Consider the following 24,816-nt stretch of genomic DNA (forward strand, 5'->3'; position numbering starts at 1 on the left):
CGGGGTGTGGGGTGGGGAAGTGAGCCCGCTTCTCGTCGCCACTCCCGTCGAGCCCGCGGAACTCGCCGACGCGCTCGGGCTGCACCGGCCGACTCCCGAGCAGGCCACCGTCATCGCCGCGCCCGTCGAACCCTCCCTCGTGGTCGCCGGGGCCGGGGCCGGGAAGACCGAAACCATGGCCGCGCGGGTGGTCTGGCTCGTCGCCAACGGGATCGTCAGCCCCGACCGCGTGCTCGGCCTCACCTTCACCCGCAAGGCCGCCCGCCAGCTCGGCGAACGCGTCCGCGCGCGGCTGCGGCGCCTCGCCGGGTCCGGGCTGCTCGACCGCCTCGACCCCACCGGCGCCCTGCGGTCCACTGTGGTCGCGGGGGAACCGACCGTCCTCACCTACCACGCCTACGCCGGGCGCATGCTCTCCGAGCACGGCCTCCGGCTGCCGGTGCAACCCGGCGTCCGGCTGCTGTCCGAGACGTCGTCGTGGCAGATCGCGCACCGGGTCGTGTCCACTTGGGACAACGAGCTCGACACCGACCGCGTCCCGCCGACCGTCACCGCGGACCTGCTCGCCCTCGCCGGCGAACTCGGCGAGCACCTCATCTCCACCGAGCAGCTCGCCGAGTACACCCGGTGGCTGTGCCAGGTCATCGAAACCGCGCCGCGGGCCAAGGGGCAGCGGGCCGCGCTGCCGCAGAAGCTCACGGAAATCATGGCGGCACAGCACTTCCGGCTCGCGCTGCTGCCGCTCGTCGAGGAGTACCACCGGCGCAAGCGCAACGAAGGCGCGCTCGACTTCGCCGACCAGATGTCGCTGGCCGCGCAGCTCGCGAGCGGCTACCCGTCGGTCGTGCGCGGCGAGCGGGAACGCTACGGCGCCGTCCTGCTCGACGAGTACCAGGACACCGGGCACGCCCAGCGCGTCCTGCTGCGCGCGCTGTTCGGCGGCGTCGAGAACCCGCCGATGCCGGTGACCGCCGTCGGCGACCCGGCGCAGGCCATCTACGGCTGGCGCGGCGCCAGCGCCGCCAACCTGCCCCGGTTCACCACGGACTTCCCGCGCTTCGACGGCGAACGCCTGGTGCCCGCGCACGACTTCGGGCTGCTCACCAGCTTCCGGAACCCCCCGGAGATCCTCGACCTCGCGAACGCGATCGCCGAACCGCTGCGCGCCCGCGGCCTCGGCGTCGAACGGCTGCGGGCGCGCGAAGGCGCCGGTCCCGCGGACATCGCGTGCGCGCTGCTGCCGGACATCCGCGCCGAACGCGAGTGGGTCGCCGACGCGCTGTCCCGGCGCTGGTACGCCCACCAGGAACGGACCGGCAAGCCGCCGACCGCCGCGGTCCTCGTGCGGCGCCGCGCCGACATGGCCCCGATCGCCGCCGAGCTGCGGGCGCGCGGCCTGCCGGTCGAGGTCGTCGGGCTCGGCGGGCTGCTCGACGAGCCCGAGGTCGCCGACCTCGTATCGACGTTGAAGGTGCTCGCGGACCCGCTGTCGGGCAGCGCGGCGGCCCGGCTCCTGACCGGCGCGCGCTGGCGCCTCGCGGCCGCCGACGTCGCCGCGCTGTGGCGGCGCGCGGGCGAGCTCTCCAGCCCGGAGAAGCCGGACACCCCGGAGCTGGTCGCCGAGCGCGTCGAGCAGGCCGGGCTGATCGACGCCATCGACGAACCCGGTGCGGCGGACCGGTATTCCGCGGAGGGCTACCGGCGCATCCGGCGGATCGGCTGGGAGCTGGCCGCGCTGCGGCGCCGGCTCGACCAGTCGCTGCCGGAGCTCGTCGCCGACGTCGAGCGCACGATGCTCCTGGACGTGGAATCCCTGGCGCGGCCCGGATCCGCGGGACGCGCCCACCTGGACGCGTTCGCCGAAGTCGTCACCGACTACGCCGAGACGGCGCCGACCGCGACCCTGTTGTCCTTTGTGGACTACCTGAACACCGCCGCGCACGCGGAAGACGGGCTCACCCCCGGCGAGGTCGAGGTCGTCCCGGACCGGGTGCAGGTGCTCACCGTGCACTCGTCGAAGGGCCTGGAGTGGGAGGTCGTCGCGGTCCCGCACCTGGTGCACGAGGTGTTCCCCGGCCGGCGGCGCTCGTCGTCGTGGCTGCGGACCGCGACGTCGCTGCCCGCCGTGCTGCGCGGCGACGCCGAAGACCTGCCGGAGCTGCGCATCGCCGAGGGCTACGACCGCAAGGAAGTCCAAGAAGGACTGGAGCTGCACGAGGTCGGGTTCGTCGAGCGGGAGCAGTCGGAGGAGCGGCGGCTCTGCTACGTGGCGCTGACGCGGTCCGAGCACGCCCTGATCGTTTCCGGGCACTGGTGGAACGAAAGCAGCAGCCGCGCGAAGGGACCGTCGGAGTTCCTGACCGAGATCGCCGACGTGCTGCGCGAAACCGGCGTCGGGCAGCTCGCCGACTGGGCGCCGGAACCGACGTCGGACGACGAAAACCCGCTGGTCTCGGACTCGCGGAAGGCCCGGTGGCCGGTCGACCCGCTGGCGGACCGGCGCACCGGCGTGCAGACCGGGGTCGAGCTGGTGTCCGAAGCGATGTCCTCTTCTTCCGAGGACACCGCGGAGTCCTCGGAAGAAGAGGACGACGACCCGGACGGCTGGCTGACCGACACCGACGTCCTGCTGGAGGAGTGGGCGCGCAAGGACGACCACGTCAAGCGGGTCCCGCTGCCTTCGCGGCTCACGGTGAGCCAGCTGGTCACGCTGGCCGACGACAGTGCCCGGCTCGCGAGCGACCTGCGCCGGCCGCTGCCGATGGAGCCCAACAGCTTCGCCCGCCGCGGCACGGAGTTCCACGGCTGGCTGGAGCGCCGCTTCGGGGGCGACCAGCTCATCGAAATCGACGATCTCCCGGGTGCGGCCGACTTCGACGAGGCCCCCGACGCGGACTTCGAGGAGCTCCGGGCGGCGTTCGAGGAAAGCGAGTGGGCGGAGCGGGTTCCGGAAGCGGTGGAGGTGTCGTTCTCGGCCGACGTCGAGGGCATCACCCTGCGCGGCCGGATGGACGCGGTGTTCTGGCATCCGGACGGCTATTGGGAAGTCGTGGACTGGAAGACGGGCTCGGTCCCGGCCGAGTCGCGGCTCCCGGCACTGGCGGTCCAGCTGGCGGCGTACCGGATGGCGTGGGCGGCGCTGAAGAACGTCCCGGTGGCGCAGGTGCGGGCGGCGTTCCACTACGTCCGGGCGAACCGCACGATCCGCCCGGCGGACCTGCTGGACGCGGAAGGCCTGCGCCGCCTGCTGCGGGACATCCCGGAGGCGTGACCCGGCCCCGGTGCGCTGAAGGGGACGTTCCTCGCATCAGATGCGAGGAACGTCCCCTTCAGCGCGTCGGATGAGACGAACGTCCCCTTCAGCGTCAGGCCCGGTCGCGGACCTTCAGCGCCCACGCGATCAGCGGCCACTGCAGCGGCAGCCGTCCCCACGCGATCGCCTTCTGCGGTGCCGGAGCGTTCCGCGCGTCCACCGCCATCTTCACGTTCCCCGGGAACACCCCCAGGAACAGCAACGCCGCCGCCAGCCCGCCCAGCCGGCGCGTGCGCGGGGCGGCCACCGCGGCCGCGACGGCCAGTTCCGCCACCCCCGAGCCGTACGTCCACGCCCGGCGCGAGCCCGGCAGTTCCTTCGGGATCAGGCCGTCGAACGGCTTGGGCACGGCGAAGTGCAGGACGCCCATGAAGCCCAGCGCCCCCGCCAGGAGGTGCGCGGGCCGTTGCGAGGTAGCCATCGGGTCATCGTCGCGTTCCACGCGGCGGCCCGCCACCCGGTTGGGCTATCCTCCGGGCGTGAGTGACGCTCGACACCAGCCGCTGGGAGCCGGTGCATGAAGGCCCTGAGGCGGTTGCCACTGGGCAGTCTCACCGATCGGCCGGACCACGAGCTCGTCGGCGTCCTGCGGATGCCCGAGCTGACGGTCAGCCCGCTGCGGTCCATCGTGAAGCGGATCATCGGCGCGCTGCTGGCGCTGCTGGCCACCGTGATCATCGTCTACGTCGACCGCGACGGGTACCGCGACGCGAACGGCGACGGACTGTCCCTGCTGGACAGCCTGTACTACGCCACCGTGTCGCTCTCGACCACCGGTTACGGCGACATCGCGCCGGCCACGTCGTCCGCCCGGCTGGTGAACGTCCTGGTGATCACCCCGCTGCGGGTGCTCTTCCTCATCGTCCTGGTCGGGACCACCCTGGAAGTGCTCACCGAGCGCTCCCGCCAGGCGTTCAAGATCCAGAAGTGGAGGACGAAGGTGCGCGACCACACGGTCGTCGTCGGGTTCGGCACCAAGGGCCGGTCCGCCGTCAACGCGCTGCTCGGCGACGAGAACGTCGCCCCGGGCCAGATCGTCGTCGTCGACACCGACCAGCAGGCCCTCGACGCGGCGAGCGCGCTGGGCCTGGTCGCCGTGCACGGCTCGGCCACCCGCTCCGACGTCCTCCGCGTCGCCGCGGTGCAGCACGCGCGCGCGGTCGTCGTCGCCCCGAACCGGGACGACACCGCGGTGCTCGTCACCCTCACCGCCCGTGAGCTGGCGCCCAAGGCGCACATCGTGGCGTCGGTGCGGGAGGCGGAGAACGTCCACCTGCTCAAGCAGTCGGGCGCCAACCAGGTCGTCGTCTCCAGCGAGACCGCCGGGCGGCTGCTCGGCATGGCGACGTCGACGCCGCTGGTCGTCGACATCATGGAGGACCTGCTCACCCCCGAATCCGGCCTGGCGATCGCCGAGCGGGCGGTCGAGCCGGCGGAGGAGGGCGGGTCGCCGCGGCACCTGCCCGACCTCGTCCTCGGCCTGGTCCGCGACGGCGTCCTCTACCGCGTCGACGCCCCGCAGGCCGACGCCATCGAGCCCGGCGACAAGCTCCTGTACGTCAAGAAGGTCACGCAGGCGGAGAAGATCGAGCAGCGGTAAGGCCACCTGGGTTTCGGCCGCGGAATCTGGAACCATGGCCGGGTGCCCCCGCGATCCCTCGCCCTCAGGTGGCCCACGGTGGCGATCCCCGCCGCGGCGGGCGTGCTCGTCGTGCTGCTCGCCTGGCTGGCCGGGCCCGGGCTGCTGGGCATCACCAGCGACAGCCTCGGCGCGCCGGTGCAGGCCGAGGTCACCAAGCCCGCGGCGTGCGACAAGCCGGACGCCGTCGAGACGGTCAAGTTCACCGTCGCCGGCAAGACGCACGAAGGCACGCTGAACGGCTGCGGGCACGGCCAGGGCGAGCGCGTCGAGGTCGGCGTCCCGGAGACGCTGCCGGACCAGGGCCCGGTCGCGGTCCACGCGGCCGACACGTCGATCGGCGCTTCGGACGCGCGTCGCCCGCTCGGGCTCGCGCTGCTGGTGTTCGCGTGCTTCTCCGGCGGGATGTTCGTTTACTTGTGGCTGAGCATCCCGCTGCGGCCGAAACCGGCTGCGGTCCGCCCCACGTCTTGAACGGGTCATTCAGGTCTTCGGAGGTCCTGAATGACTCATTCAAGACGGGCGGGCGAGCCGGTCACCTGCAGCGCCTGTGGCCTGGCCCGGGTCCGGAAACCCGTCAGCTGACCTCGGACGACGGCGCCGCGAAGGTGTTGCAGTCGGCGATCCGGTTGCTCGTCGCGCCCGCTCGCCACCAGGCCGCGTAGTGCGCGTTCGTGCCGTGGTCGTGGCTGCGGGACGTGTTGTCGCCGCGGGTCTCCTGGTCGTTCCACGCCTTGTTGTACATGTCGCGGCTGATCGTGCCGCCCTGGTCGACGTGCGCGCCGAGGAACATGCCCGAGAAGCACTGGGCCTGCAGTTCCTTGCGGCGGGACATCTCCAGCCCGGCGGGGCTGTTCTGGCCGGCCTCGTAGATCTTCTGCCAGGCCGCGTCCATCAGGCCCGCGACTTCCTGCACGTGGTGCCCGTACTCGTGGGCGAACAGGGCCAGGTAGACGCCGGGGTTGTTGCCGTACTGGTCGGTCTGCAGCCCGCGGAACGGGACGTACAGGTTGTTTTCGCAGTAGTACGCGGCGGTCGCGATGCCGACCTGGATGGTGCCGCACTCGGTCTCGAAGCTCGCGCCGGTCGGGAAGTGCAGGGCCGGCGGGGTGAACGGCAGGTGGTAGGCCTCGAGGAACGGGCCCCACGCGGCGTCGAGGCACTTGCTGGCCGCGGTGAAGAACGCCTCCGCGCCCTCCTGCGTGCTCTGCCAGGCCGGGAGCGTGCAGACGCGGTTCTGCAGGCCGGCGTTCGGGTCCTGCAGGATCGGGTGGTCGGCCAGCTTGAGGACCTTCTGCGGGCCGGTCGCGGTGGGCGACGGCGTCTCGGACGACGGGGCCGACGCCGACGCCGGGGCACCCGCGCCGCCGGGCGGCAGGGGCGCCGGACTGTCCTGCGACGACGGTGCGTCACGGAAGTTGGGGTTGGCCAGCGGGGTCTCGGTGCGGTTGAGCGCGACGATCGCGACCAGCCCGAGCACCAGCACGGCCACCGCGCCCAGGCACACGCCGATCACGGCGGCCGGGGAGCGGCGCTTCGGGACGGCCACGGTGTGCGGCTGGCCGAGCCACGGGAGATCCGGTTGCGCACCCGGCACCGGCGGCGGCTGAACGGTTCCGCGAGGCGGTACCTGGCCGTGGGGCGGTTGCGTCACTAGGCAGTCCCGAAGGGTCTCGGTACGGACCGGGGGTACCCGATCCCGCGGTTCAGCATATCGGGGGAATGGGCCGTCTCGCACCCGTCCGTGCGCGTGGTGTCACGGCGACCGGACGTCACCCCAGGTCTGGCCGGGTGCAACCGCCTCTGAGAGAGTGTCGGCAAGCAGGCACTGCAGGCGAGGGGCTTCGATGACAGACACCGGTGGCGCGTCCGGCGGAGAGGGCGCCGACACGCCGACACCGAGCCAGGGCGTGCCCGCGGCTCAGGCCCCCGGATCGGGTGAGCCGAAGCCGTCGGAAGATCACGCCGCGTCACCGGCCACGCCGCCGCGCGGCTGGCAGGCGCCGGACACCCCGGCCGCCCCGCCGTCCCCGCCGCCGGGCTGGCAGCAGCAGGCACCCGGGTGGCAGGCGCCGCGGTACGCGCCGCAGCCGCGCTGGAACCCGCACGGGCTGGGCAAGCCGGGCGTGATCGCGCTCCGGCCGCTGAACATCGGCGACATCCTCGACGGCGCGATCACCACGCTCCGCCGCCACCCGCTGCTGGTCCTCGGCATCGGCGCGGTCGTCGCGGTGATCAGCGCCGCGCTGACCTTCGTCGCGCAGAAGTTCCTGTACGCCGACCTCGAGAACTTGGCCTCGACGGCCGACCTCGGGCCGGGCGCGACCGACGAAGAACTGCGCAACGCCCTCTTCGGCACCTTCGGGGACCTCCTCATCGTGGCGCTGCCGGCGTCACTCATCTCCGCGCTGCTGATGACGGTCACCACCGGCCTGATGGCCGCGGTGGTGGGCCGCGCCGCGCTGGGCCGCGAGGTCTCCTTCGGCATCGCCTGGCGCGAGGTGCAGCCGCGGCTGCTGCCGCTGCTCGGCGTGGCGTTCGTCTACGCGCTGACCAGCACGATCGGGCTGATGCTCTGCATCATCCCCGGGGTGCTCGCCTGGGTGTTCTGGGCGCTGGCTTCCCCGGCGCTGGTGCTCGAACGCGGCACGTTCCGGGAGGCGTTCGCCCGGTCGGTCAAGCTGGTGAGCGGCGCGTTCTGGCGGGTGCTCGGCATCCTCCTGCTGGCGCGGATCATCCAGTCGTTCTTCGAGAACATCATCCAGCTGCCGTTCGCGCTCGGCACCGGCGTCTTCGACGGGTTCCTCAACCCGGGCAAGGTGTCCGTGCCGGGTACCGGCGAGCTGCTGCTGCAGTCCGCCGGGCAGATCGTCTCCGGGACGATCGCGATCCCGTTCGTCGCGCTGGTCACCGCGATCGTCTACCTCGACCAGCGGATGCGCCGCGAGGGCATGGACATCGAGCTGGCGCGCGCGGCCGGGGTCCAGCCCCCGCAGGCGTGGTGACGCTGTTCTTCACCGACGTCCCGGTCGACATCGACCGGGACCCGGCCCGCCGCGCCGCCGCGGAGGAGCTGAGCGACCCGAAGTACCGCGACGCGCAGCCGGGTTTCCTGGAGCAGGTCGGGCAGTGGCTCGGCGAGCAGGTGGAAAAGCTGCTGAAGGGCGTGTCGTCGGTGGTCCCGGGCGGGCCGTTCGGGCTGCTGCTGGTCCTGGTGCTGCTGATCGTGCTCGTCGTCGTGGTCCGGCTCCGCACCGGCAAGGTCGCCCGCACGGCCCGCGCCGACCGGGTCGTCTTCGGCGGGCAGCGCAAGAACGCCGCCGACTACCGCCGCTCGGCCGCCGAAGCCGCCGCGGCGGGCCGGTACGACGACGCCGTGCGCGACCGCTTCCGCGCGGTCGTGCGGGCGCTGGAGGAGCGCGCGCTGCTCGACACCCGCTCCGGCCGGACGGCGGACGAAGCCGCCGCCGAGGCCGGTGTCCTGCTGCCCGCCGTGGCCGACGCGCTGCGCACGGGCGCGCGGCTGTTCGACGACGTCCACTACGGCGGCCGCGAAGGCACCGAAGCGGCGTACCGGACGCTGACCGAGCTGGACGAGCAGTGCCGCCGCGAGCGGCCGGTCGCGGTATGAGCAGCACCTCGGTCTCGCCGGACGTGCGCCGGATCTGGCGCGGGGCCCGGATCCCGCTCGCCCTCGTCGCCCTGATCTTCGCCGCGGGCGCGCTGCTCCTGCTCGGCCGCGGGGAGCAGACGCACGGCGCGCTCGAACCCGGCTCGTACGAACCCGGCGGCGCCCACGCGCTCGCGAAGCTCCTGCGCGACCAGGGCGTGGACGTCCGGACCGCGCACACGATGGCCGAGGCGGACGACGCGGCGGGCGAGAACGCGACGCTGCTCGTCACCCAGCCCGACCTGGTGCCGGCGAAGCGGCTCGACGCGCTGCGGGAGCGCTCCGCCGACGTCGTGCTGGTAGCACCGGGAGCGGTGACCCTGCACGACTCGCTGCCGCTGGTGCGCCGGGAAAGCGACAGCGACGTCGGCACGCTGAGCCCGCAGTGCACGGTCGCCGCGGCCGTCGCGGCGGGCGACGTCACCCTCGGCGGCACCGGGTACGCGTCCCCGGGCGCGCGGTCCTGCTACCCCGGCGAAGACGGCGGTGGCACGCTGCTGCAGCTCGCCGACGCGGGCGGCACGACGACGCTGCTGGGCTCGGCGGCGCCGCTGACCAACTCGCGGCTCGCCGACGAGGGCAACGCGGCGCTGGCGCTGCACCTGCTCGGGGCGCACCCGCGGCTGGTCTGGTACCTGCCGTCGGTCTCGGACCCGGGGCTGGACGACACCCGCAAGTCGATCTTCGACCTGATCCCCTCCGGCTGGTACTACGGAGCCGCGCAGGCGGGCATCGCCGTCGCGCTGCTGGCGCTGTGGCGGGCGCGGCGGCTGGGCCCGGTGGTCACCGAGCCGCTGCCGATCGTCGTCCGCGCGGCCGAAACCGCCGAGGGGCGCGCGCGGCTGTACCGGCGGGCGAAGGCGGCCGACCACGCGGGTGAGACGCTGCGGAAGGCCACGCGGACCCGGCTGCGGACCGCGCTGGGCCTGCCGCGCGACGCCGATCCGGCGGCGCTGGTGGCCTCGGTGAGCGAGCGCACCGGCCGCGCGGCGAACGACGTCGGGGCGGTGCTCTACGGCCCGCCGGTGACCGGCGACGCCGCGCTGGTCCGGCTGGCGGGCGAACTGGACACGGTGGAACGAGAGGCAGGGCGAACTTGACCAGCGAGAACGCGACCGGGGCCCGTGACGCGCTGATCGCGCTGCGCGCCGAGGTCGGCAAGGCCGTCGTCGGCAACGACGCCGCCGTCACCGGGCTGATCCTGGCGCTGCTGTGCCGCGGGCACGTGCTGCTCGAAGGCGTCCCCGGCGTGGCGAAGACGCTGCTCGTGCGCGCGCTGGCCGCGGCGCTGGACCTGGAGACCAAGCGGGTGCAGTTCACGCCGGACCTGATGCCCGGCGACGTCACCGGCTCGATCGTCTACGACGCCCACAGCGGCGAGTTCTCCTTCCGCGAGGGGCCGGTGTTCACGAACCTGCTGCTCGCCGACGAGATCAACCGGACGCCGCCGAAGACGCAGTCGTCGCTGCTGGAGGCGATGGAGGAGCGGCAGGTCTCGCTCGACGGCAAGACGCGGCCGCTACCGGACCCGTTCATCGTGATCGCCACGCAGAACCCGGTGGAGTACGAGGGCACCTACCCGCTGCCGGAGGCGCAGCTGGACCGGTTCCTGCTGAAGCTGACCATGCCGGCGCCCTCGCGCGAGGACGAGATCGGCATCCTGTGGCGGCACGCGCAGGGCTTCGACCCGCGCAATCTCGCGGCGGCCGGGCTGAAGGCGGTCGCCGGCGCGGTGGAGCTGGCGACCGCGCGCGAAGCCGTCGCTCGCGTGACGGTCGGGCCCGAGGTGATCGGGTACGTCGTCGACCTGTGCCGGGCGACGCGGTCGCTGCCGTCGGTGCGGATCGGCGTTTCTCCCCGTGGGGCCACGGCGTTGCTGGCGGTCACCCGGGCCTGGGCGTGGCTCGCCGGGCGCGACTACGCGACCCCCGACGACGTCAAGGCGCTCGCGCGGCCCGCATTGCGGCACCGCCTCGACGTCCGGCCGGAAGCCGAGCTCGAGGGCGTCACCGCGGACGGCGTGCTGGACCGCGTGCTCGCGTCCGTGCCCGTGCCGCGCTGACATGGCCGTCACCGGGAGGCTCGGGCTGCTGGCGCTCTTCGGCGCATTGGTGGTCGGGCTGCTGGCGCCGTCGGACGCCGGGCTGCTGGCGGTCGGCGGGGTGCTGCTGGTGCTGGTCGTCGTCGACCTGGTGCTGGCCGGCAGCGTGCGGACGTTGACGTTTTCGCGCTCCGGCGACACTTCGGTCCGGCTCGGCGAGCCGTGCGAGGTGACGCTGCTGGTCGGCAACCCCGGCGGGCGGACCGTGCGGGGCGCGCTGCGCGACGCGTGGCCCCCTTCGGCGGGCGCCTCGGACCGGCACGCGGTGAAGGTGCCGGCGGGGGAGCGAAGGGCTTTCGTGACGGCGTTGCGGCCGACGCGGCGGGGCGACCGGACGGCGGCGCGGGTGACGGTCCGGTCGGTGGGCCCGCTGGGCCTGGCGGCGCGGCAGGGCTCGCACGAGGTGCCGTGGACGGTCCGCGTGCTGCCGCCGTTCCACAGCCGCAAGCACCTGCCGTCGCGGCTGGCGCGGCTGCAGCAGCTCGACGGCCGCAACGCGGTGCTGATCCGGGGCCAGGGCACGGAATTCGACTCGCTGCGCGAATACGTGATCGGCGACGACGTCCGCTCGATCGACTGGCGGGCGACCGCGCGGGCGGCGGACGTCATGGTCCGGACCTGGCGCCCCGAGCGCGACCGGCACGTGGTGCTGGTGCTCGACACGGGCCGCGTCTCGGCCGGCCGGGTCGGCGACGCGCCCCGGCTGGACGCGGCGATGGACGCGGCCCTGCTGCTGGCGGCACTGGCGTCCCGCGCCGGCGACCGCGTCGACCTGCTGGCCTACGACCGGCGGCTGCGGGCGGCGGTGCAGGGTTCGTCGGGTGCCGCGCTGCTGACGTCGCTGGTCAACGCGATGGCGCCGCTGGAGCCGTCGCTGGTCGAGACGGACGCGCGCGGGATGGTCGCGGAGGTGCTCCAGCGGACCCGGCGCCGGGCACTCGTGGTGCTGCTGACCGGCCTCGACGCGGCACCGCTGGAGGAGGGGCTGTTCCCGGTACTGAGCTCGCTGACCGCGCGGCACGAGCTGATCGTGGCGTCGGTGGCGGACCCGCGGGTGGCGGAGATGCTGTCCGGCCGCGGCGACGCGGAAGCGGTGTACGACGCGGCGTCGGCGTCGCGGACGGTGGCCGAGCGCCACCGCGTGACCGAGCGGCTGGGGCGGCACGGGGTGAGCGTGGTGGACGCGGTCCCGGAGGAGCTGGCCCCGGCGCTGGCGGACCGCTACCTGGCGCTGAAGGCGGCGGGCCGGCTCTAACGGGTGGCTGCGGTGGTGGGCGGTCGTCCGGCCTGTTAAGCCCGAAGCATGTTCAAGCTCATGGCGGTGGCACTGGCGGTCGCTTCGGCGCCCGCGTCCGACGGTTCTCCCGTGTACCTCGCCGACGGCGGGGGCAAGCTGTCGCTCGCGGTGGTTTCCGGGCAGCCGGTGCTGGCGGACGCGGCGGACCCGGGTGCGAAGTGGACGTACGCGTCGCAGCACTTCACCAATGTCCAGAGTGGACAGTGTCTGACCGCGGTGAGCCCGGTCGACGGCGTCGCGGTGAAGGTGGTGGCCTGCGACGCGGCGGACAAGCACCAGGCGTGGCGGCGGGTCGCGGGGCTGCCGGGCCTGGTGGAGATCGCGAACGTGGCCACAGCACGGTGCTTGACGGCGGAGAGCTCGTCGGTGGGAGCGCGGCTGTACCAGGAAGTCTGTTCGCTGACGGGCATCGCGAACACGTGGGCGGCGGGCGGCCGGACGCTGGCGATCCTGTCGGGCAACGGCCAGCGGCTGGCGTCGAAGGACCCGGGCGCGCCGTTCGTGGTCCGGGTGATCGGCGAGAACGGCCAGCCGGCGGCGGACGTCCCGGTGACGTTCTTCGTCCGGGCGGCGCGGCCGAAGAACGCCCTGGTTTTCGAGGGCGGCGTGGAGACGGTGACGGTGAAGACCGGGGCGGACGGGTCGGCGGCCAGCCCGAAGCTGACGTTGACGGAGGTGGGGGAGTTCGAGGCGCGGTTCGTCGGGTCGGCGGGGCTGGAGGACGGTTCGTCGATCGCCTTCGAGGGGTCCTGCCTATGCTGATTCGGGCAGCGCGTCCCCGGTGTCCCGTGCGTCGAGATCGCCCACTTCGCCGTCCTTCGCCGCCCGCCGGCCGAGCGTGAAAACGTAGACCAGGAAAGCCACTTCGGCCGCCACGCCGATGCCCACGCGCAGCCACGTCGGCCAGCCCGACGGTGTCACGAACGCCTCGATGATGCCCGTCACGAGCAGCACGCACGCCAGGCCGAGCGCGATCACCACCACCGAACGGCCCTGCTCGGCCAGCGCCGCGGAGCGCGAACGGCGGCCGGGGTCGATCACCGTCCAGCCGAGCTTCAGGCCGGTGCCCGCCGCGACGAAGACCGCGGTCAGCTCCAGCAGGCCGTGGGGAAGCAGGAGGCCGATCATCACGTCGCCGCGGCCCGCCGCGCTCATCGCGCCGATGATCACGCCGGCGTTGAGGGAGTTCAGCCAGAGCCCGCCGATCACCGGGATGCCCAGCGCGATGCCGAGGAACAGGGAGTTCGCCGCCACCAGCGCGTTGTTCGTCCACACGCGCGCCGCGAACGAGCCCGCCGGTCCGGTCGAGTAGTAGCTTTCCGCTTCGCCGCCGGGCCTGGTCAGCTCGCGCAGCTCGTCCGGGGTGGCCATCGACGCGCGCACGTGCGGGTCGCCCGCCACCCAGACGGCGATCACCGCCATCACCGCGATCGACACCAGCGCGGCCGGGATCCACCAGCGCCGCGACAGGTACACCGCGGCCGGGAAGCGGCGCGTGAAGAACAGCGCGACCTCGCGCCACGCCGGGTTGTGCGACCCCGAGATCGCCGACCGGCCGCGCGCGACCAGCTCGGACAGCCGGCCGATCAGGGCCGGGTCCGGCGCGACCGACCGGACGATCGACAAGTGCGTCGCCGTCCGCTGGTAGAGCGTCACCAGCTCATCGGCCTCGGCGCCGGTCAGCTTGCCGCCGCGGCGGGTCAGCTCGCCGAGCCGGTTCCACTCCGCCGCGTGCGCCGCGACGAAGACGTCCACATCCACGCCGTCACCCTATCCGTCGATACGCTGGGCCGCGTGCACGAGGAATCCGAGCTGGTCACCGGCGAAGCCGTCGTCCTGGACCTGCGCGTCGCCAAGCTCGCCAGCCGGGCGCTGGCGATGGCGCTCGACGTCCTCCTGCAGTTCGCGCTGCTGCTGGCCGCGTTCATCGTGCTCACGCTGACGGTGCCGGGCGAGGACGAAGCCCTCGCGCTGACGCTGATCCTGGTGCTCGTGGTGCTGATCCTGGTCGGCTACCCGGTGCTGTCCGAGACGCTCACGCGCGGCCGCTCGCTCGGCAAGATGGCGGTGGGCCTGCGCGTGGTCCGCGTCGACGGCGGCCCGATCCGCTTCCGGCACGCCCTGGTCCGCGGGCTCGCCGGGTTCGTCGTCGACTTCTGGACGCTCGGCCTCTTCGGCGCGGTCGCGGTGATCGTGTCGCTGTGCTCGTCCGACGGCCGCCGGGTCGGCGACTTCCTGGCCGGGACGCTCGTGGTCCGCGAGCGCGTCCCGGAGACGACCAACCACCCGGCCGTCGCGATGCCCCCGGGCCTGGAGGGCTGGGCGGCCCACCTCGACCTGACCCGGCTCCCGGACGACCTCGCCCTCGCGAGCCGCCAGTTCCTGACCCGCTTCGGCCAGCTGCGCCCGGAGGCGGCGCAAGCGCTGGGCTGGAGCCTCGCCCAGCAGGTGGGCGAGGCACTGGGCACGCCGGTCCCGCCGGGGATGCCGCCGTGGGCGTACCTGGCGGCGGTGCTGGCGGAGCGCCGCAACCGCGACCACGCCCGAGCGGTCCAGGCGTACGCGGCCCGCGTCCAGGCGGCGCGGGGTCAGGGGTACGGGACGCCGTCCCCGGACCAGCCGTACCCGGCGGCACCTTCGCCGGCTCCCGGGCCCCCGGCGGAGCCGGACCTGCCGACGCCGCCGTCCGGCAACCCGTTCACCCCGCCGAGCTGAGCGGCCCGGGTCAGGAAACGTCTCCCGAAGACGCCAGCCACGTGTTGCACTGCTGGTTGCGGTTGGTCGTCGCGCCGTGCTGCCACCACGAGATGTTGTGCTTGGCGCTGCCGTGGTCGCGCTTGCCGTTGCGGGCGTAGTCGTCGCCGCGGTCCTGGGCGTTCCAGGCCTCGTTGTAGATGTTCTTGTCGACCGAGCCGCCGGAGACCGAGGCCGAGCCGAGGAACATGCCGGAGAAGCACTGCGCCTCGAGCTCCATCCGCCGCGACAGCTCCAGGCCCGCCGCCGAGTCGGCGCCGGCGTCGTAGCGCTGGTTGCCGTACGCCTCGGAGATGCCGGCCATGTTCTGCACGTGGTGGCCGTATTCGTGGGCCAGGATCGAGAGGTACGGGCCGGGGTGGTTGCCCCAGACGTCGATCTCGATGCGGTCCATCGGCATGTAGATCGTGTTGTTGCTCGGGCAGTAGAACGGCGTGACCCCGGTCGTCGTGCCCCCGCTGCCGCACGGCGTCGAGGATTCGGAAAGCGACCGCGGCACCGACAGGTTCGGCGTCTCGAACGGCAGGTCGACGGCGCCGAGCATGCGCGACCACATCGCGTCCAGGCAGGTGATGCCGGACTGGAAGAACTTCGTGGCGCTGTTCTGGTCGGTCGCCCAGCGGCTCAGCGAGCACGAGACGTTCTGCAGGCCGTAGTTCGGGCTGCCGAACAGCGGGTTGTTCCCGGTGGCGGCCACCGAGCGGGGGCCGGACGGGGTCTGCGACGTCGGCGTCTCGCGCTCGGAGGTGCGGGTCGTCTCTTCGGTGGTCGTCGACGACGACGTGGTGGTCTCGGTCGTCTCGGTGGTTTCTTCGGTGCTGGTCGGGTAGGTGCTGGAGTACCCGGCGTCGGCGACGTGCCGCGAGTTCCCGCCCCCGATCAGCGCGACGGCGGCGACGAGCCCCCCGGCGACGGCGACGATGGCGAAGATCGCCACCGCGACGATCACCCCGGTGTTGGACTTCTTGGCGGGGTAGGGACCGAAGCGCGTGCCGTAAGGAGCGTAGGGCGGCGGCGCGGCGTAACCGGGCACGAAGGCAGCGGGCGCGGCGGCGGGCGGCGGGAGCGGGCTCCGCGCGGGCGGGGGAGCGGGGCGACCGAAGGGCGGCACGGGACTCGGCCCGGTCGGCGGCCCGTACGGCGCGGTGTGCTGCGGCGGACGCCCCGGCCCCAGCGGCATCCCACCCGTGCCTTGCGGCGACGCGGGGTAGCGCGGCGGCTGGCCGGGCATGCCGCCCGGACCTTGCTGCGGACCGGGTGGGCCGGGCGGACGCTGCCCGGGTGCGCCGGGGTGCTGCGGCCGGCCCGGCCCCGGCGGCTGCCCGGGCTCGCCACCCGCTCCCGGCCTCCCCGGCGGCAACGGCCGCACGGAGGGTGGCGGCAGGGGGCGGGCCCCCGGCGGCGGGCGCCGCGGATCGTGCGGACCGGGACCCTGTGGACCGGGACCCTGCGGGCCGTGCGTCATCGAGTGGAACCCCCCAAGCTTTTTCCCCGTCGGAAGCGGCGTACCTGCGGTGATCTCGCCGTTCCGGGCGTCAGCATAGATCGAGTGCTCTAGGGTGTGGTGCTGTGTCGATGAAATGGGGGGCCACGGCCGCGATCGTCGTCGTGGCCGGGTTGCTGGGGGCCGGGACCGCGGCCGCGCAGAACGCCGGGCCCAGCCTGCCGAACCTGCCGAGTGACCTGGTGCCGAAGCCCCAGCAGCTCACCGGCGGGGACGTCCGGTCCCCGGACGGCCCGACCGCCGACGTCGCGCTGAAAGTCCTCCGCGACGGTTCCCTTTCGGTCACCGAAAAGGTCACCGTGCCCGGCGGGAAGCAGCTCACCTCGCGCGTGCCGCTGCGGGTTCCGGCGGGCGACGACCAGGACCGCGTCTACGCCGTCCGCGACGTCAAGACCGAAGGCGCCGCCACCAGCCAGCTCACCGGTGACCAGCTCGTCCTCACCTTCAGCGGCGGCACCGGCAGCGTCACCTACCTGGTCGACGGCGCCGTCGCCGACCAGGGTGGCCGCCAGCAGGCGCGGTGGCAGGTCGCGAGCGGGTTCGACACCTCGCTGGCGAAGCTCACCGCGTCCTTCCTCGCGCCGTCGCCGGAACTGTCCCCGGTGGACTGCTTCGCCGGCCCGGTCGGCTCCAACCGCCGCTGCACCCTCGCCGAGCTGGACCACACCGGGGTCGTGCGCCTCGAACAGAACGACGTCGGGCCCGGCGACCGCGTCGACCTGCTCGTCGGGCTGCCCGCCGGCACCGCGCCGGCGACCGCGAAGTTCGCCGCCATCGGCCTGCTCGCCAACGCCTTCGCGCTGACCCCGCTGACCGGCGTCGTCTTCGCCGTCCTGCTCGTCCTGCTCGTCGCCGCCGGGGTCTTCGTGTGGCGGCGCCGCAAGCAGGACGCCGGTGCGCTGCGGACCGCCACCGGCCCGGTCGAGGTCCTCCTCCGCGACGGCGACCGCGTCTTCTTCGCCAGCCCGGACGGCGTGCTGCCCGGTCAGGTCGGCACGGTCGTCGACGAGACCGTCGACGTCGTGGACATCAGCGCCACCGTCGTCGACCTCGCCGTCCGCAACTACCTCTGGCTGGCCGAAATCGCCGGGCCGCAGGGACAAGACTGGCAGATCTCCCGCCGCAATCCGCCGGACGAGCACCTCCACGACTTCGAGCGCGCCGTCTACGAGACGCTCCTGCCCGAGGGCACCGACACCGTGCTCGTGTCGCAGCTGCGCGCCCGCGGCGGGCTCGACCTGCGCCGGATCAGCGACGCGATGTACGACGACGTCGTCACCAAGCGCTGGTTCTCCCGCCGCCCCGGCGCCGCGCGCGGCCGGCTGACCTGGCTCGGCGCCGGGATCTTCGCGCTCGGTCTCGTCGCCACCGCGGTCCTCACGTTCACCGTCGGGGACGCGCTGCTCGGCGTCGCCGTCGCGCTGGCCGGGCTCGGCGTCGTCGCGGCGGCCGCGCTGCTGCCGTCCCGCACCGCGCGCGGCCGGGCCCTCGCCGGCCAGGTCCGCGGCCTGCTCGACTACTTGCACACCGCCAAGGCCGAGGACATCCCGCCCGCCGACCGCGAGCTGGTGTTCTCCCGTTCGCTGCCGTACGCCGTGGTGCTCGGCGACACCGAACGCTGGCTCGGCGCGTTCGCCGGGCTGAACCCGGCGGCGGACGGCTCGGCCGGGCTGTACTGGTACGGCGGCATGGAGGCCGACCCCGACCTGCGGCGGTTCGGCGCGCACTTCCCGTCGTTCCTGACCGCGCTCGACGGGCTGCTCACCGCGTCCGGCCGCGCTGCCCGCTGACCGTGCTCGCCGCGGCCGCGCTGGCGCTCTTCCTGGCCGCGGCGCCGGTCGACCAGCCACCGCTGCCCACCCTGCCGCAGAGCGCCGAGATCCAGCTCAAGCTCGAGCGCGACGGCTCGCTTTCGGTCGCCGAAGCGATCTCCGTCCCCAACGGCGTCACGATGGACCGCCGGGTCGCGCTGCGCGTCGCGGCGCCCCACCACCGGGACCGCGTCTACCGGGTCCGCGACGTCGTCCTCGAAGGCAGCGGGACGGCCGGGGTGGACCAGGACGCCTTCACCGTCCACCTCACCTCCGGCACCTCGATCATCCGGTACACAGTGGACGGTGCGGTGGCCGGCGACCGGGTCACCTGGGAACTGGCCGGCGGCTGGAGCACCGAGCTCAAGTTCCTCCGCGCGTCCTTCGCCGCACCGAAGATCCCGGCCGCGGTCGACTGCCTCGCCGGGCCGCCGGACTCCGACTTCCCGTGCGGCGCCGCGCAGATCGACCACGCCGGGCTGACCCGGTTCAGCCAGCAGAACCTCACCGCCGGCCAGCGGATGACGGCGACCGTCGAGTTGCCCGCGGGCACCGTGCCCGCCAACGCCGTCGTGGTCCCGGCCGCGACGATCGCCGGCGCGTTCGTGCTCACCGCCCCGGTCGGCTGGGCCTGGGCCGGCTTCGGCGCGCTCCTGCTCCTGGCGGCCGCGCCGGTCTGGTCCGCCCGCCGCCGCGACGCCGCCGTCGGCGAACCGCCGAAGGTCGAACTGGTCACCGCGAAGGGTGAGTTCGCGTCGCCGGAGGGTGTGCTGCCGGGCCACGCCGGCGTCCTGCTGCACGGGCGCGCCGGGCCCGCCGACCTGGCCGCGACCGTGCTCGACCTCGCCGTCCGCAACTACCTGTGGGTGAGCGCCGAGGACGGCGGCTGGCGGCTGACCCGCCGCAACCCGCCCGACGAGCACCTGACGGCCTTCGAACGTGCGGTTTTCGCGGCCGCGGAGGACGCCGGGACCGTCGCCGAGCTGCGCCGGCGGCCCCTCGACGTCGACGCCGCCCTGCACGCCGACGCCGTCCGCCGCGGCTGGCTCGCCCGGAAACCCCGGCGGCTCGGCCGGGCGGGGATCCGGGTGGTCTGCTACGGCGCGTTCCTCACGGTGCTGCTCGCGCTCACCGTCGGCTACGCCCAGCTCGGCGTCATCCTCGCGCTGGCCGGGGTCGCCGCGGTCGTGGCGTCGGCCGCGCTGCCCGCGCGGCGGCGGGCGGGCACCGACGTGGCCCGGCGCCTTCGCGGGGTCGCCGAAGTGCTGGCTTCGGCCAAGCCCAAGGACCTCACGAAGCCCCAGCGCGAGCTCGTCTTCTCGCGCGGTCTCCCGTACGCGTCAGCTCTGGGCGAACTGGCGCCGTGGGTCGCCGCCTTCGCCGCGCTCCCGCACCCGCCGCGGGTGTACTGGCACGCCGGCGACGTCACCCCTGACCAGGCCGGATCCTTCGCCACGGCGCTCGCGGGCGCGTTCGCCGGTGCCCGCCGCGCGCACCTCCCCCGCCTCGTGAGTGGGAAACAGGATCAGAACACTGTTTCCCACTCACGAGGCCGGACGCCGGAATCCGCTCCGCCGTCGTAGGGTGGGGCCATGGCCGATCCCGAGCTCGTCCGATACACCCTCGACAACGGTCTGCGGGTGGTTCTCGCCCCCGACGCGACCGCGCCGGTGGTCGGCGTCAGCGTGCACTACGACGTGGGTTTCCGTTCCGAGCCGGAGGGGCGTACCGGTTTCGCGCACCTCTTCGAGCACCTGATGTTCCAGGGCTCCGAGAGCCTCGAGAAACTCGCGCACTTCCGGCACGTCCAGTCCAGCGGCGGCACCTTCAACGGGTCGACCCACCCGGACTACACCGACTACTTCGAGGTCCTGCCCAGCGCCGCGCTCGAGCGCGCGCTGTTCCTCGAGGCCGACCGGATGCGCGCGCCGAAGCTGACGGCGGAGAACCTGGCGAACCAGATCGACGTCGTCAAGGAAGAGATCCGGCTGAACGTGCTCAACCGGCCGTACGGCGGGTTCCCGTGGATCACCCTGCCGCCGGTGCTGTACTCGACGTTCCCCAACGCGCACAACGGCTACGGCGGCTTCGAGGACCTCGAGAGCGCCACGGTCGAGGACTGCGCCGCGTTCTTCGACACCTACTACTCGCCGGCGAACGCCGTGCTCACCGTGGCCGGTGACTTCGAGGTCGGCGCGGCCAAGGACCTGATCGAAAAGCACTTCGGCGACGTCCCGCACCGGCCCGCGCCGGAGCGCCCGTCGTTCGCCGAGCCGCTGCCGACCACCGAGCTGCAGGGCGAGACGATCGACCCGCACGCCCCGCTGCCCGCGCTCGGCATCGGCTACCGGATGCCGGACCCGATCAACGACGTCGACGGCTACCTGGCCTACCTCGTGCTGGCCGGCGTGCTCACCGACGGAGACGGCTCCCGCCTGCAGCAGCGGCTGGTGCACCGCGAGCCGCTGGTGGTCGACATCGGCGCCGGCGCCGGGCTGTTCGGCCCGTTCGAGGCCCGCGACCCCGACACGTTCACCATCACCCTCATCCACCCGCACGAGGTGCCCCGCGAGCGGGTGCTCGCCGCGCTGGACGACGAGCTCGAGAAGCTCGCCGAAACGCCACCGGACGAGCAGGAACTGCGCAAGGTGACGGCCCGCTGGACGGCGAGCCTGCACTCGGAGCACGACCGCCTGGTGTCCCGGACCCTGGCGCTCGGCTCGTTCGAGCTGCTCTACGGCGACGCCTCGCTGGTGTACCGGCTGGCGGACCGGATGTCGGCCGTCACCGCGGAGGCCGTCTCGGCGGCGGCGAAGTCGCTGCGCCCGGACGCGCGTGCCGTGCTGGTGGTCAAGCCCGCTTCGGAAGGGAACAACGAGCAGTGACTTCGGCAACGCATCGCAGCGCGGCGGAGATCGGCCGCACCGCGCAGGGTCCCCGCCCGCTGCCCCCGCTCGGCGCGCAGCGCGCCGCGGCCGACCTGTCCCACGTGGACACCGAACTGGCCAACGGCCTGCGCGTGCTGGCCGTGCGCAAGGCGACCGTGCCGCTGGTCGAGGCGCGGCTGTGGATCCCGTTCGCGGGTGACGACGCCTTGCACCCGGCGATCGCCGAGGTGCTCGCGGAGACGATCCTCACCGGCACCGCGCGCCGCAACCGCATCGAGATCGACGCCGAGCTGGCGCTGATCGGCGGCGACATCGGCGCCGGCGTCGACCCGGAACGCCTGGTGCTGACCGGATCCGCGCTCGCCGACAAGCTCCCGACGTTCCTCGACGTGCTCGGCGACGTCCTCACCGGCGCGACGTACGCGGACGAGGAGATCGCCCGCGAGAAGGAGCGGCTCGTCGAGCGGATCGCCGTCTCGCGGACGCAGCCGCGCACGATCGCGCGGGAAGCGCTGCAGAAGCACCGCTACGGCGACCACCCGGCCACCCGCGAGGTGCCGAAGGCCGAAGACGTCGCGGTGGTGACGCCGGAGCAGGTGCGGGCGCTGCACCAGGCGTCCGTGCTGCCGCGCGGCGCGGTGCTGGTCCTGGTCGGCGACCTCGACCCCACCGCGGTCATCGGCGACCTGGAGAAGGTGCTCGGCGGCTGGGCGTCCGACCGCGCCGCCGTGCGGCTCCCGGCGCTGCCGGACCTGACGGGCCCGAACGTGCTGCTGGTGCCGCGCGCCGGCGCCGTCCAGTCGCAGATCCGGCTCTCCGCGCAGACCGTTCCGCGCACCGACCCGGGGTACGCGGCGCTGCAGCTGGCGAACCTGGCCTACGGCGGGTACTTCTCGTCGCGGCTGGTGGAGAACATCCGCGAGAACAAGGGGTACACCTACTCCGCGCACTCGGGCTTCGAGTTCACCGACGGCACCGCGGTGGTGAACGTCGACGCGGACACCGCGACCGACGCGACCGCCCCGGCGCTGCTGGAGACCCGCTACGAACTGGGCCGCCTCGGCCAGGTCCCGCCGGCCGGCGACGAGCTGGAATCGGTGCGGCAGTACGCGATCGGCTCGCTGCTGACGTCGACGTCGTCGCAGGCCGGGCTGGCCGGGCAGGTGCTCGCGCTGGCGTCGACCGGGCTGGGCCTGGAGTGGCTGAACGAGCACCCGGCGCGGGTGGCCGCGGTGACCGCCGACGAGGTGGCCGAAGCGGCGCTGAAGTTCTTCGCCCCCAAGCGGTTCACCGGCGTGGTCGTCGGCGACGCGGCGGTGCTGGAACACAAGCTCCTCGCGCTCGGCGACGTCGTGGTGGGCGAGCCGGCCTGATGTCCGTCCCGTTCGAACTGGGGGATCCGCCCACTCTGTCCCGGTCCACTGTGGACCGCCAGGAAGGCTTGCGCACCAACCCGGAACGCCTGCTCGCGAAGTGGCCCGATGCCCGGGTCGTCCTGCTGGACGACACCGGGCGCACCCCGGTCGTCGAGGGTTCGTCCGTGCTGGCGTTCCGCAAGGCGATCGACTTCGGCTCGGAACCGCCGCCGGACGCGGTGTTCCTCGGCGAGTGGCAGGACGTCGACTACTGGTCGCTCCCGGGCGGCCCGTCGGGCGAAGCCGACACGGTGAAGATGGCGGGCAGCTGGGGCTTCGTCGAGGAGGTCCCGCGCGCCGACGGCGAGATCTGGGTCGAGCTGCGGGGCTACGGAGACCTGCTGGACGACACGTCGGCGGGCCTCTTCACGACGGCGCAGGCGTTGCGCTTTTGGCGCCGTCAAGCCAAGTTCTGCACCCGCTGCGGCCACCCGACGGAACTGGTCCAGTTCGGCTGGGCGAGCAAGTGCACCAACGACGGCCGCGAGGAGTACCCGCGCACCGACCCGGCGGTGATCTGCCTGGTCCACTCGCTGGAGGGCACGAACGGCTCGCACGTGCTGCTCGCGCGCCAGCCGACCTGGCCGGCCGGCCGGTATTCGGTGCTGGCCGGCTTCGTCGAGGCGGGGGAGTCCCTGGAAGCCTGCGTGGTGCGGGAGATCCGCGAAGAGGTCGGGGCATCGGTCTCGGACGTGCGGTACCTGGGCAGCCAGCCGTGGCCGTTCCCCCGCTCGATCATGCTGGGCTTCACGGCCCGTGCGGACCGGACGCTGCCCCTGGTCCCGGCGGACGGGGAGATCGAAGAGGCGCTCTGGGTGTCGCGTGCGGAGGTGCGTGAGGCGTTCGCGAACAGTGCGGTGCGGGGTGAGGGTTCGAAGCCGACGCCGATCGCGGGCGGCGCGGCGGAGATCATCCTGCCGGGCAACTCGTCGATCGCCCGCGTGATGCTCAAGGCCTGGGCGGACGCGGAGGAGTAACCGGCCGCCACAGAGCGCGACCACGAACGGCCCCGGCTACCCGCCGGGGCCGTTTTCGTTGCGCCCCGTGCACGTTTCCGGCAGGTGGCCCAGCACCGGACCAAGCGTTACCTGGCCGTTTCACGAGACCGTTGACGGCTGTGCTCCGGCTCACTACAGTCCCCGGAAACCGTCTGTAAAGTATCCTAATTAAGTCGGGAGCAACGAGTGCGAGCCGGTAGCCCGCGGATGCTGCGCGAGATCAACGATCGCGCCGCCATCGAGGTCCTCCTTCGGGAAGGCCCGTTGACCCGCGCCGAACTCGAGCTCGCCATCGGACTCTCGAAGCCCGCCACCGCGCAGCTCATCACCCGGCTCGAGCTAGACGACCTCGTCGTCAAGGCCGGGGTCCGGGGCGGTGGCCGGGGGCCGCGGGCCCAGCTGTGGGCGGCCAACGGGAGTCTCGCCTTCGTCGCCGCCGTCGATCTGACGCCGCACTTCGCGGACTTCGTCGTCGCCGATGTCGCCGGGGTCGTGCTGGCCGAGTACCGGACGCCGCTGCCCGTGCACGAAGGGGCCGATGTCGTCGGGACCTTCGGGGAGGCGCTCCAGAAAGTGGCCGAAGACGCCGGGATCACGCGGAACCGGCTGGCCCACGTCGTGATCGGCGCGCAGGGGGCGTTCGATCCGCGGACCGGCCTGCTGTCCTCCGCGCCGCACATCCCCGGCTGGCTCGGCTTCGACGTCCCGCAGAAGCTGTCCGACGAGCTCGGTGTCGACGTCCTCATCGAGAACGACGTCAACCTCGTCGCCGTCGAGGAGATGACCGTCGGGCAGGCCCAGGACGTCGACGACTTCGCCATGGTGTGGCTGTCCGAAGGCGTCGGCGGCGCCGTCGTGATCGGGCGGCGGCTGCTGCGCGGCGCGACCGGCGGTGGCGGCGAGATCGACTGGATGCGCGTCCCCGATCCGGCCACTGTGGACACCGGGGACATCTGGCCCGAGGCCGGCGCCCGGTTCGGCAACCTCGTCGACTCGCCCGCCATCTGCCGCCTCGCCGCCGCCCACGGCATCGAAGCGAAGAACGCCTGGGACGCCGTCGCCAAGGCGCCGAAGGGGCACCCGTTCCTCGACGACCTGGCGAAGCGGGTCGCCGGCGGCGTCGCCAACCTCGTCGCGGTCGCCGACCCGCAGCTCGTGCTCCTGTGCGGCGACACCAGCCGCGCGGGTGGCGAGGCCTTCGCCGCGCTCGTCGAGGAGAAGCTGCACGAACTCGTCCTGCCGCGCACGCCCGTCGGCTGCGCGTCCGTGCAGGGCAACGCCGTCCGCGCGGGCGCGCTGCAGTCCGCGCTCGCCACCACCCGTGAGGACGTCTTCGGCGTCGTCACCCCCACGCTCCTCGGGTCGCGCAGGCCCGAGGGCGACATCACCCGTCCCCGACCGAGTAGCCCCAACCGATGAGGAGGAG

Annotated in this window: 20 protein-coding genes; 16 read left to right on the forward strand and 4 right to left on the reverse strand. The window is 73.5% G+C overall.

Annotation, left to right across the window (positions count from 1 at the left end):
* Window positions 1-19: 19 nt before the first annotated feature.
* Complete coding sequence (locus AB5J73_RS17975; RefSeq protein WP_370970819.1) at window positions 20-3,271, forward strand: ATP-dependent helicase; 3,252 nt, start codon at window positions 20-22, stop codon at window positions 3,269-3,271.
* A gap of 94 nt (window positions 3,272-3,365) precedes the next feature.
* Here the strand turns inward: AB5J73_RS17975 and AB5J73_RS17980 are convergent, their stop codons facing one another.
* Entirely contained in the window at window positions 3,366-3,734 is a 369-nt protein-coding gene (locus AB5J73_RS17980) for a hypothetical protein (RefSeq protein WP_370970820.1), read from the reverse strand.
* A gap of 96 nt (window positions 3,735-3,830) precedes the next feature.
* Here AB5J73_RS17980 and AB5J73_RS17985 point away from each other — a divergent pair, with 96 nt between their 5' ends.
* Entirely contained in the window at window positions 3,831-4,913 is a 1,083-nt protein-coding gene (locus AB5J73_RS17985) for a TrkA family potassium uptake protein (RefSeq protein ID WP_370970821.1), read from the forward strand.
* Window positions 4,914-4,991: 78 nt separating this feature from the next.
* On the forward strand, window positions 4,992-5,426 hold the full coding sequence (locus tag AB5J73_RS17990; protein ID WP_370970822.1) for a hypothetical protein: 435 nt from the start codon (window positions 4,992-4,994) through the stop codon (window positions 5,424-5,426).
* A gap of 103 nt (window positions 5,427-5,529) precedes the next feature.
* On the opposite strand, the gene AB5J73_RS17995 is transcribed toward AB5J73_RS17990, so the two are convergent.
* Window positions 5,530-6,549, reverse strand: coding sequence for a neutral zinc metallopeptidase (locus tag AB5J73_RS17995; protein WP_370970823.1), 1,020 nt, complete (start codon window positions 6,547-6,549; stop codon window positions 5,530-5,532).
* A gap of 250 nt (window positions 6,550-6,799) precedes the next feature.
* Here AB5J73_RS17995 and AB5J73_RS18000 point away from each other — a divergent pair, with 250 nt between their 5' ends.
* The 6 genes from AB5J73_RS18000 to AB5J73_RS18025 are packed head-to-tail and all read left to right on the forward strand — an operon-like array spanning window position 6,800 to window position 12,782.
* Window positions 6,800-7,957, forward strand: a complete 1,158-nt coding sequence (locus AB5J73_RS18000; RefSeq protein WP_370970824.1) for a hypothetical protein — start codon at window positions 6,800-6,802, stop codon at window positions 7,955-7,957.
* Entirely contained in the window at window positions 7,951-8,583 is a 633-nt protein-coding gene (locus AB5J73_RS18005) for a DUF4129 domain-containing protein (protein WP_370970825.1), read from the forward strand. Before AB5J73_RS18000 ends, AB5J73_RS18005 begins: the two co-directional genes overlap by 7 nt.
* Window positions 8,580-9,722, forward strand: a complete 1,143-nt coding sequence (locus tag AB5J73_RS18010; protein WP_370970826.1) for a DUF4350 domain-containing protein — start codon at window positions 8,580-8,582, stop codon at window positions 9,720-9,722. The genes AB5J73_RS18005 and AB5J73_RS18010 overlap by 4 nt, the downstream gene beginning before the upstream one ends.
* A complete protein-coding gene (locus AB5J73_RS18015) occupies window positions 9,719-10,684 on the forward strand; it encodes an AAA family ATPase (RefSeq protein WP_370970827.1) in 966 nt (321 codons plus the stop codon). Before AB5J73_RS18010 ends, AB5J73_RS18015 begins: the two co-directional genes overlap by 4 nt.
* A 1-nt stretch (window position 10,685) precedes the next feature.
* Entirely contained in the window at window positions 10,686-11,978 is a 1,293-nt protein-coding gene (locus AB5J73_RS18020; protein WP_370970828.1) for a DUF58 domain-containing protein, read from the forward strand.
* 48 nt (window positions 11,979-12,026) lie between these two features.
* Window positions 12,027-12,782, forward strand: a complete 756-nt coding sequence (locus AB5J73_RS18025; protein ID WP_370970829.1) for a hypothetical protein — start codon at window positions 12,027-12,029, stop codon at window positions 12,780-12,782.
* On the opposite strand, the gene AB5J73_RS18030 is transcribed toward AB5J73_RS18025, so the two are convergent.
* On the reverse strand, window positions 12,774-13,781 hold the full coding sequence (locus tag AB5J73_RS18030; RefSeq protein ID WP_370970830.1) for a stage II sporulation protein M: 1,008 nt from the start codon (window positions 13,779-13,781) through the stop codon (window positions 12,774-12,776). The genes AB5J73_RS18025 and AB5J73_RS18030 overlap by 9 nt on opposite strands.
* Window positions 13,782-13,814: 33 nt before the next feature.
* Here AB5J73_RS18030 and AB5J73_RS18035 point away from each other — a divergent pair, with 33 nt between their 5' ends.
* Window positions 13,815-14,735, forward strand: a complete 921-nt coding sequence (locus AB5J73_RS18035; RefSeq protein ID WP_370970831.1) for an RDD family protein — start codon at window positions 13,815-13,817, stop codon at window positions 14,733-14,735.
* 10 nt (window positions 14,736-14,745) lie between these two features.
* Here AB5J73_RS18035 and AB5J73_RS18040 read toward each other — a convergent pair whose 3' ends face one another.
* Window positions 14,746-15,807 (reverse strand): neutral zinc metallopeptidase, encoded by a 1,062-nt coding sequence (locus AB5J73_RS18040; protein ID WP_370970832.1) that lies wholly within the window; start codon window positions 15,805-15,807, stop codon window positions 14,746-14,748.
* A 542-nt stretch (window positions 15,808-16,349) separates the two neighbouring features.
* Between AB5J73_RS18040 and AB5J73_RS18045 the strand changes: the two genes are divergently transcribed.
* From AB5J73_RS18045 to AB5J73_RS18070, 6 genes are all read left to right on the forward strand, one after another.
* On the forward strand, window positions 16,350-18,068 hold the full coding sequence (locus AB5J73_RS18045; protein WP_370970833.1) for a DUF2207 domain-containing protein: 1,719 nt from the start codon (window positions 16,350-16,352) through the stop codon (window positions 18,066-18,068).
* A gap of 2 nt (window positions 18,069-18,070) precedes the next feature.
* Window positions 18,071-19,672 carry a DUF2207 domain-containing protein gene (locus AB5J73_RS18050; protein WP_370970834.1) on the forward strand — a complete coding sequence of 534 codons (1,602 nt, stop codon included), beginning with the start codon at window positions 18,071-18,073 and terminating at the stop codon, window positions 19,670-19,672.
* 9 nt (window positions 19,673-19,681) lie between these two features.
* Window positions 19,682-20,974 carry a M16 family metallopeptidase gene (locus AB5J73_RS18055; RefSeq protein ID WP_370970835.1) on the forward strand — a complete coding sequence of 431 codons (1,293 nt, stop codon included), beginning with the start codon at window positions 19,682-19,684 and terminating at the stop codon, window positions 20,972-20,974.
* The gene (locus tag AB5J73_RS18060; RefSeq protein WP_370970836.1) at window positions 20,971-22,350 is read left to right on the forward strand and encodes a M16 family metallopeptidase; all 1,380 of its coding nucleotides are present in this window, start codon (window positions 20,971-20,973) and stop codon (window positions 22,348-22,350) included. Before AB5J73_RS18055 ends, AB5J73_RS18060 begins: the two co-directional genes overlap by 4 nt.
* Window positions 22,350-23,369: an NAD(+) diphosphatase gene (nudC, locus tag AB5J73_RS18065; protein WP_370970837.1), complete on the forward strand. Its 1,020-nt coding sequence runs from the start codon at window positions 22,350-22,352 to the stop codon at window positions 23,367-23,369. Before AB5J73_RS18060 ends, nudC begins: the two co-directional genes overlap by 1 nt.
* 228 nt (window positions 23,370-23,597) lie before the next feature.
* A complete protein-coding gene (locus AB5J73_RS18070; protein ID WP_370973223.1) occupies window positions 23,598-24,809 on the forward strand; it encodes an ROK family transcriptional regulator in 1,212 nt (403 codons plus the stop codon).
* Window positions 24,810-24,816: the final 7 nt, after the last annotated feature.

The organism is Amycolatopsis sp. cg9 (genome assembly GCF_041346945.1).
Classification (GTDB): Bacteria; Actinomycetota; Actinomycetes; order Mycobacteriales; family Pseudonocardiaceae; genus Amycolatopsis.

Excerpts from the sequence above, each read along its gene's own strand:
- AB5J73_RS17980 (WP_370970820.1), bottom strand. The coding sequence starts at position 3,734 with ATGGCTACCTCGCAACGGCCCGCGCACCTCCTGGCGGGGGCGCTGGGC.
- AB5J73_RS17985 (WP_370970821.1), top strand. The coding sequence starts at position 3,831 with ATGAAGGCCCTGAGGCGGTTGCCACTGGGCAGTCTCACCGATCGGCCG.
- AB5J73_RS18000 (WP_370970824.1), top strand. The coding sequence starts at position 6,800 with ATGACAGACACCGGTGGCGCGTCCGGCGGAGAGGGCGCCGACACGCCG.
- AB5J73_RS18010 (WP_370970826.1), top strand. The coding sequence starts at position 8,580 with ATGAGCAGCACCTCGGTCTCGCCGGACGTGCGCCGGATCTGGCGCGGG.
- AB5J73_RS18020 (WP_370970828.1), top strand. The coding sequence starts at position 10,686 with ATGGCCGTCACCGGGAGGCTCGGGCTGCTGGCGCTCTTCGGCGCATTG.
- AB5J73_RS18025 (WP_370970829.1), top strand. The coding sequence starts at position 12,027 with ATGTTCAAGCTCATGGCGGTGGCACTGGCGGTCGCTTCGGCGCCCGCG.
- AB5J73_RS18045 (WP_370970833.1), top strand. The coding sequence starts at position 16,350 with ATGAAATGGGGGGCCACGGCCGCGATCGTCGTCGTGGCCGGGTTGCTG.
- AB5J73_RS18055 (WP_370970835.1), top strand. The coding sequence starts at position 19,682 with ATGGCCGATCCCGAGCTCGTCCGATACACCCTCGACAACGGTCTGCGG.
- nudC (WP_370970837.1), top strand. The coding sequence starts at position 22,350 with ATGTCCGTCCCGTTCGAACTGGGGGATCCGCCCACTCTGTCCCGGTCC.
- AB5J73_RS18070 (WP_370973223.1), top strand. The coding sequence starts at position 23,598 with ATGCTGCGCGAGATCAACGATCGCGCCGCCATCGAGGTCCTCCTTCGG.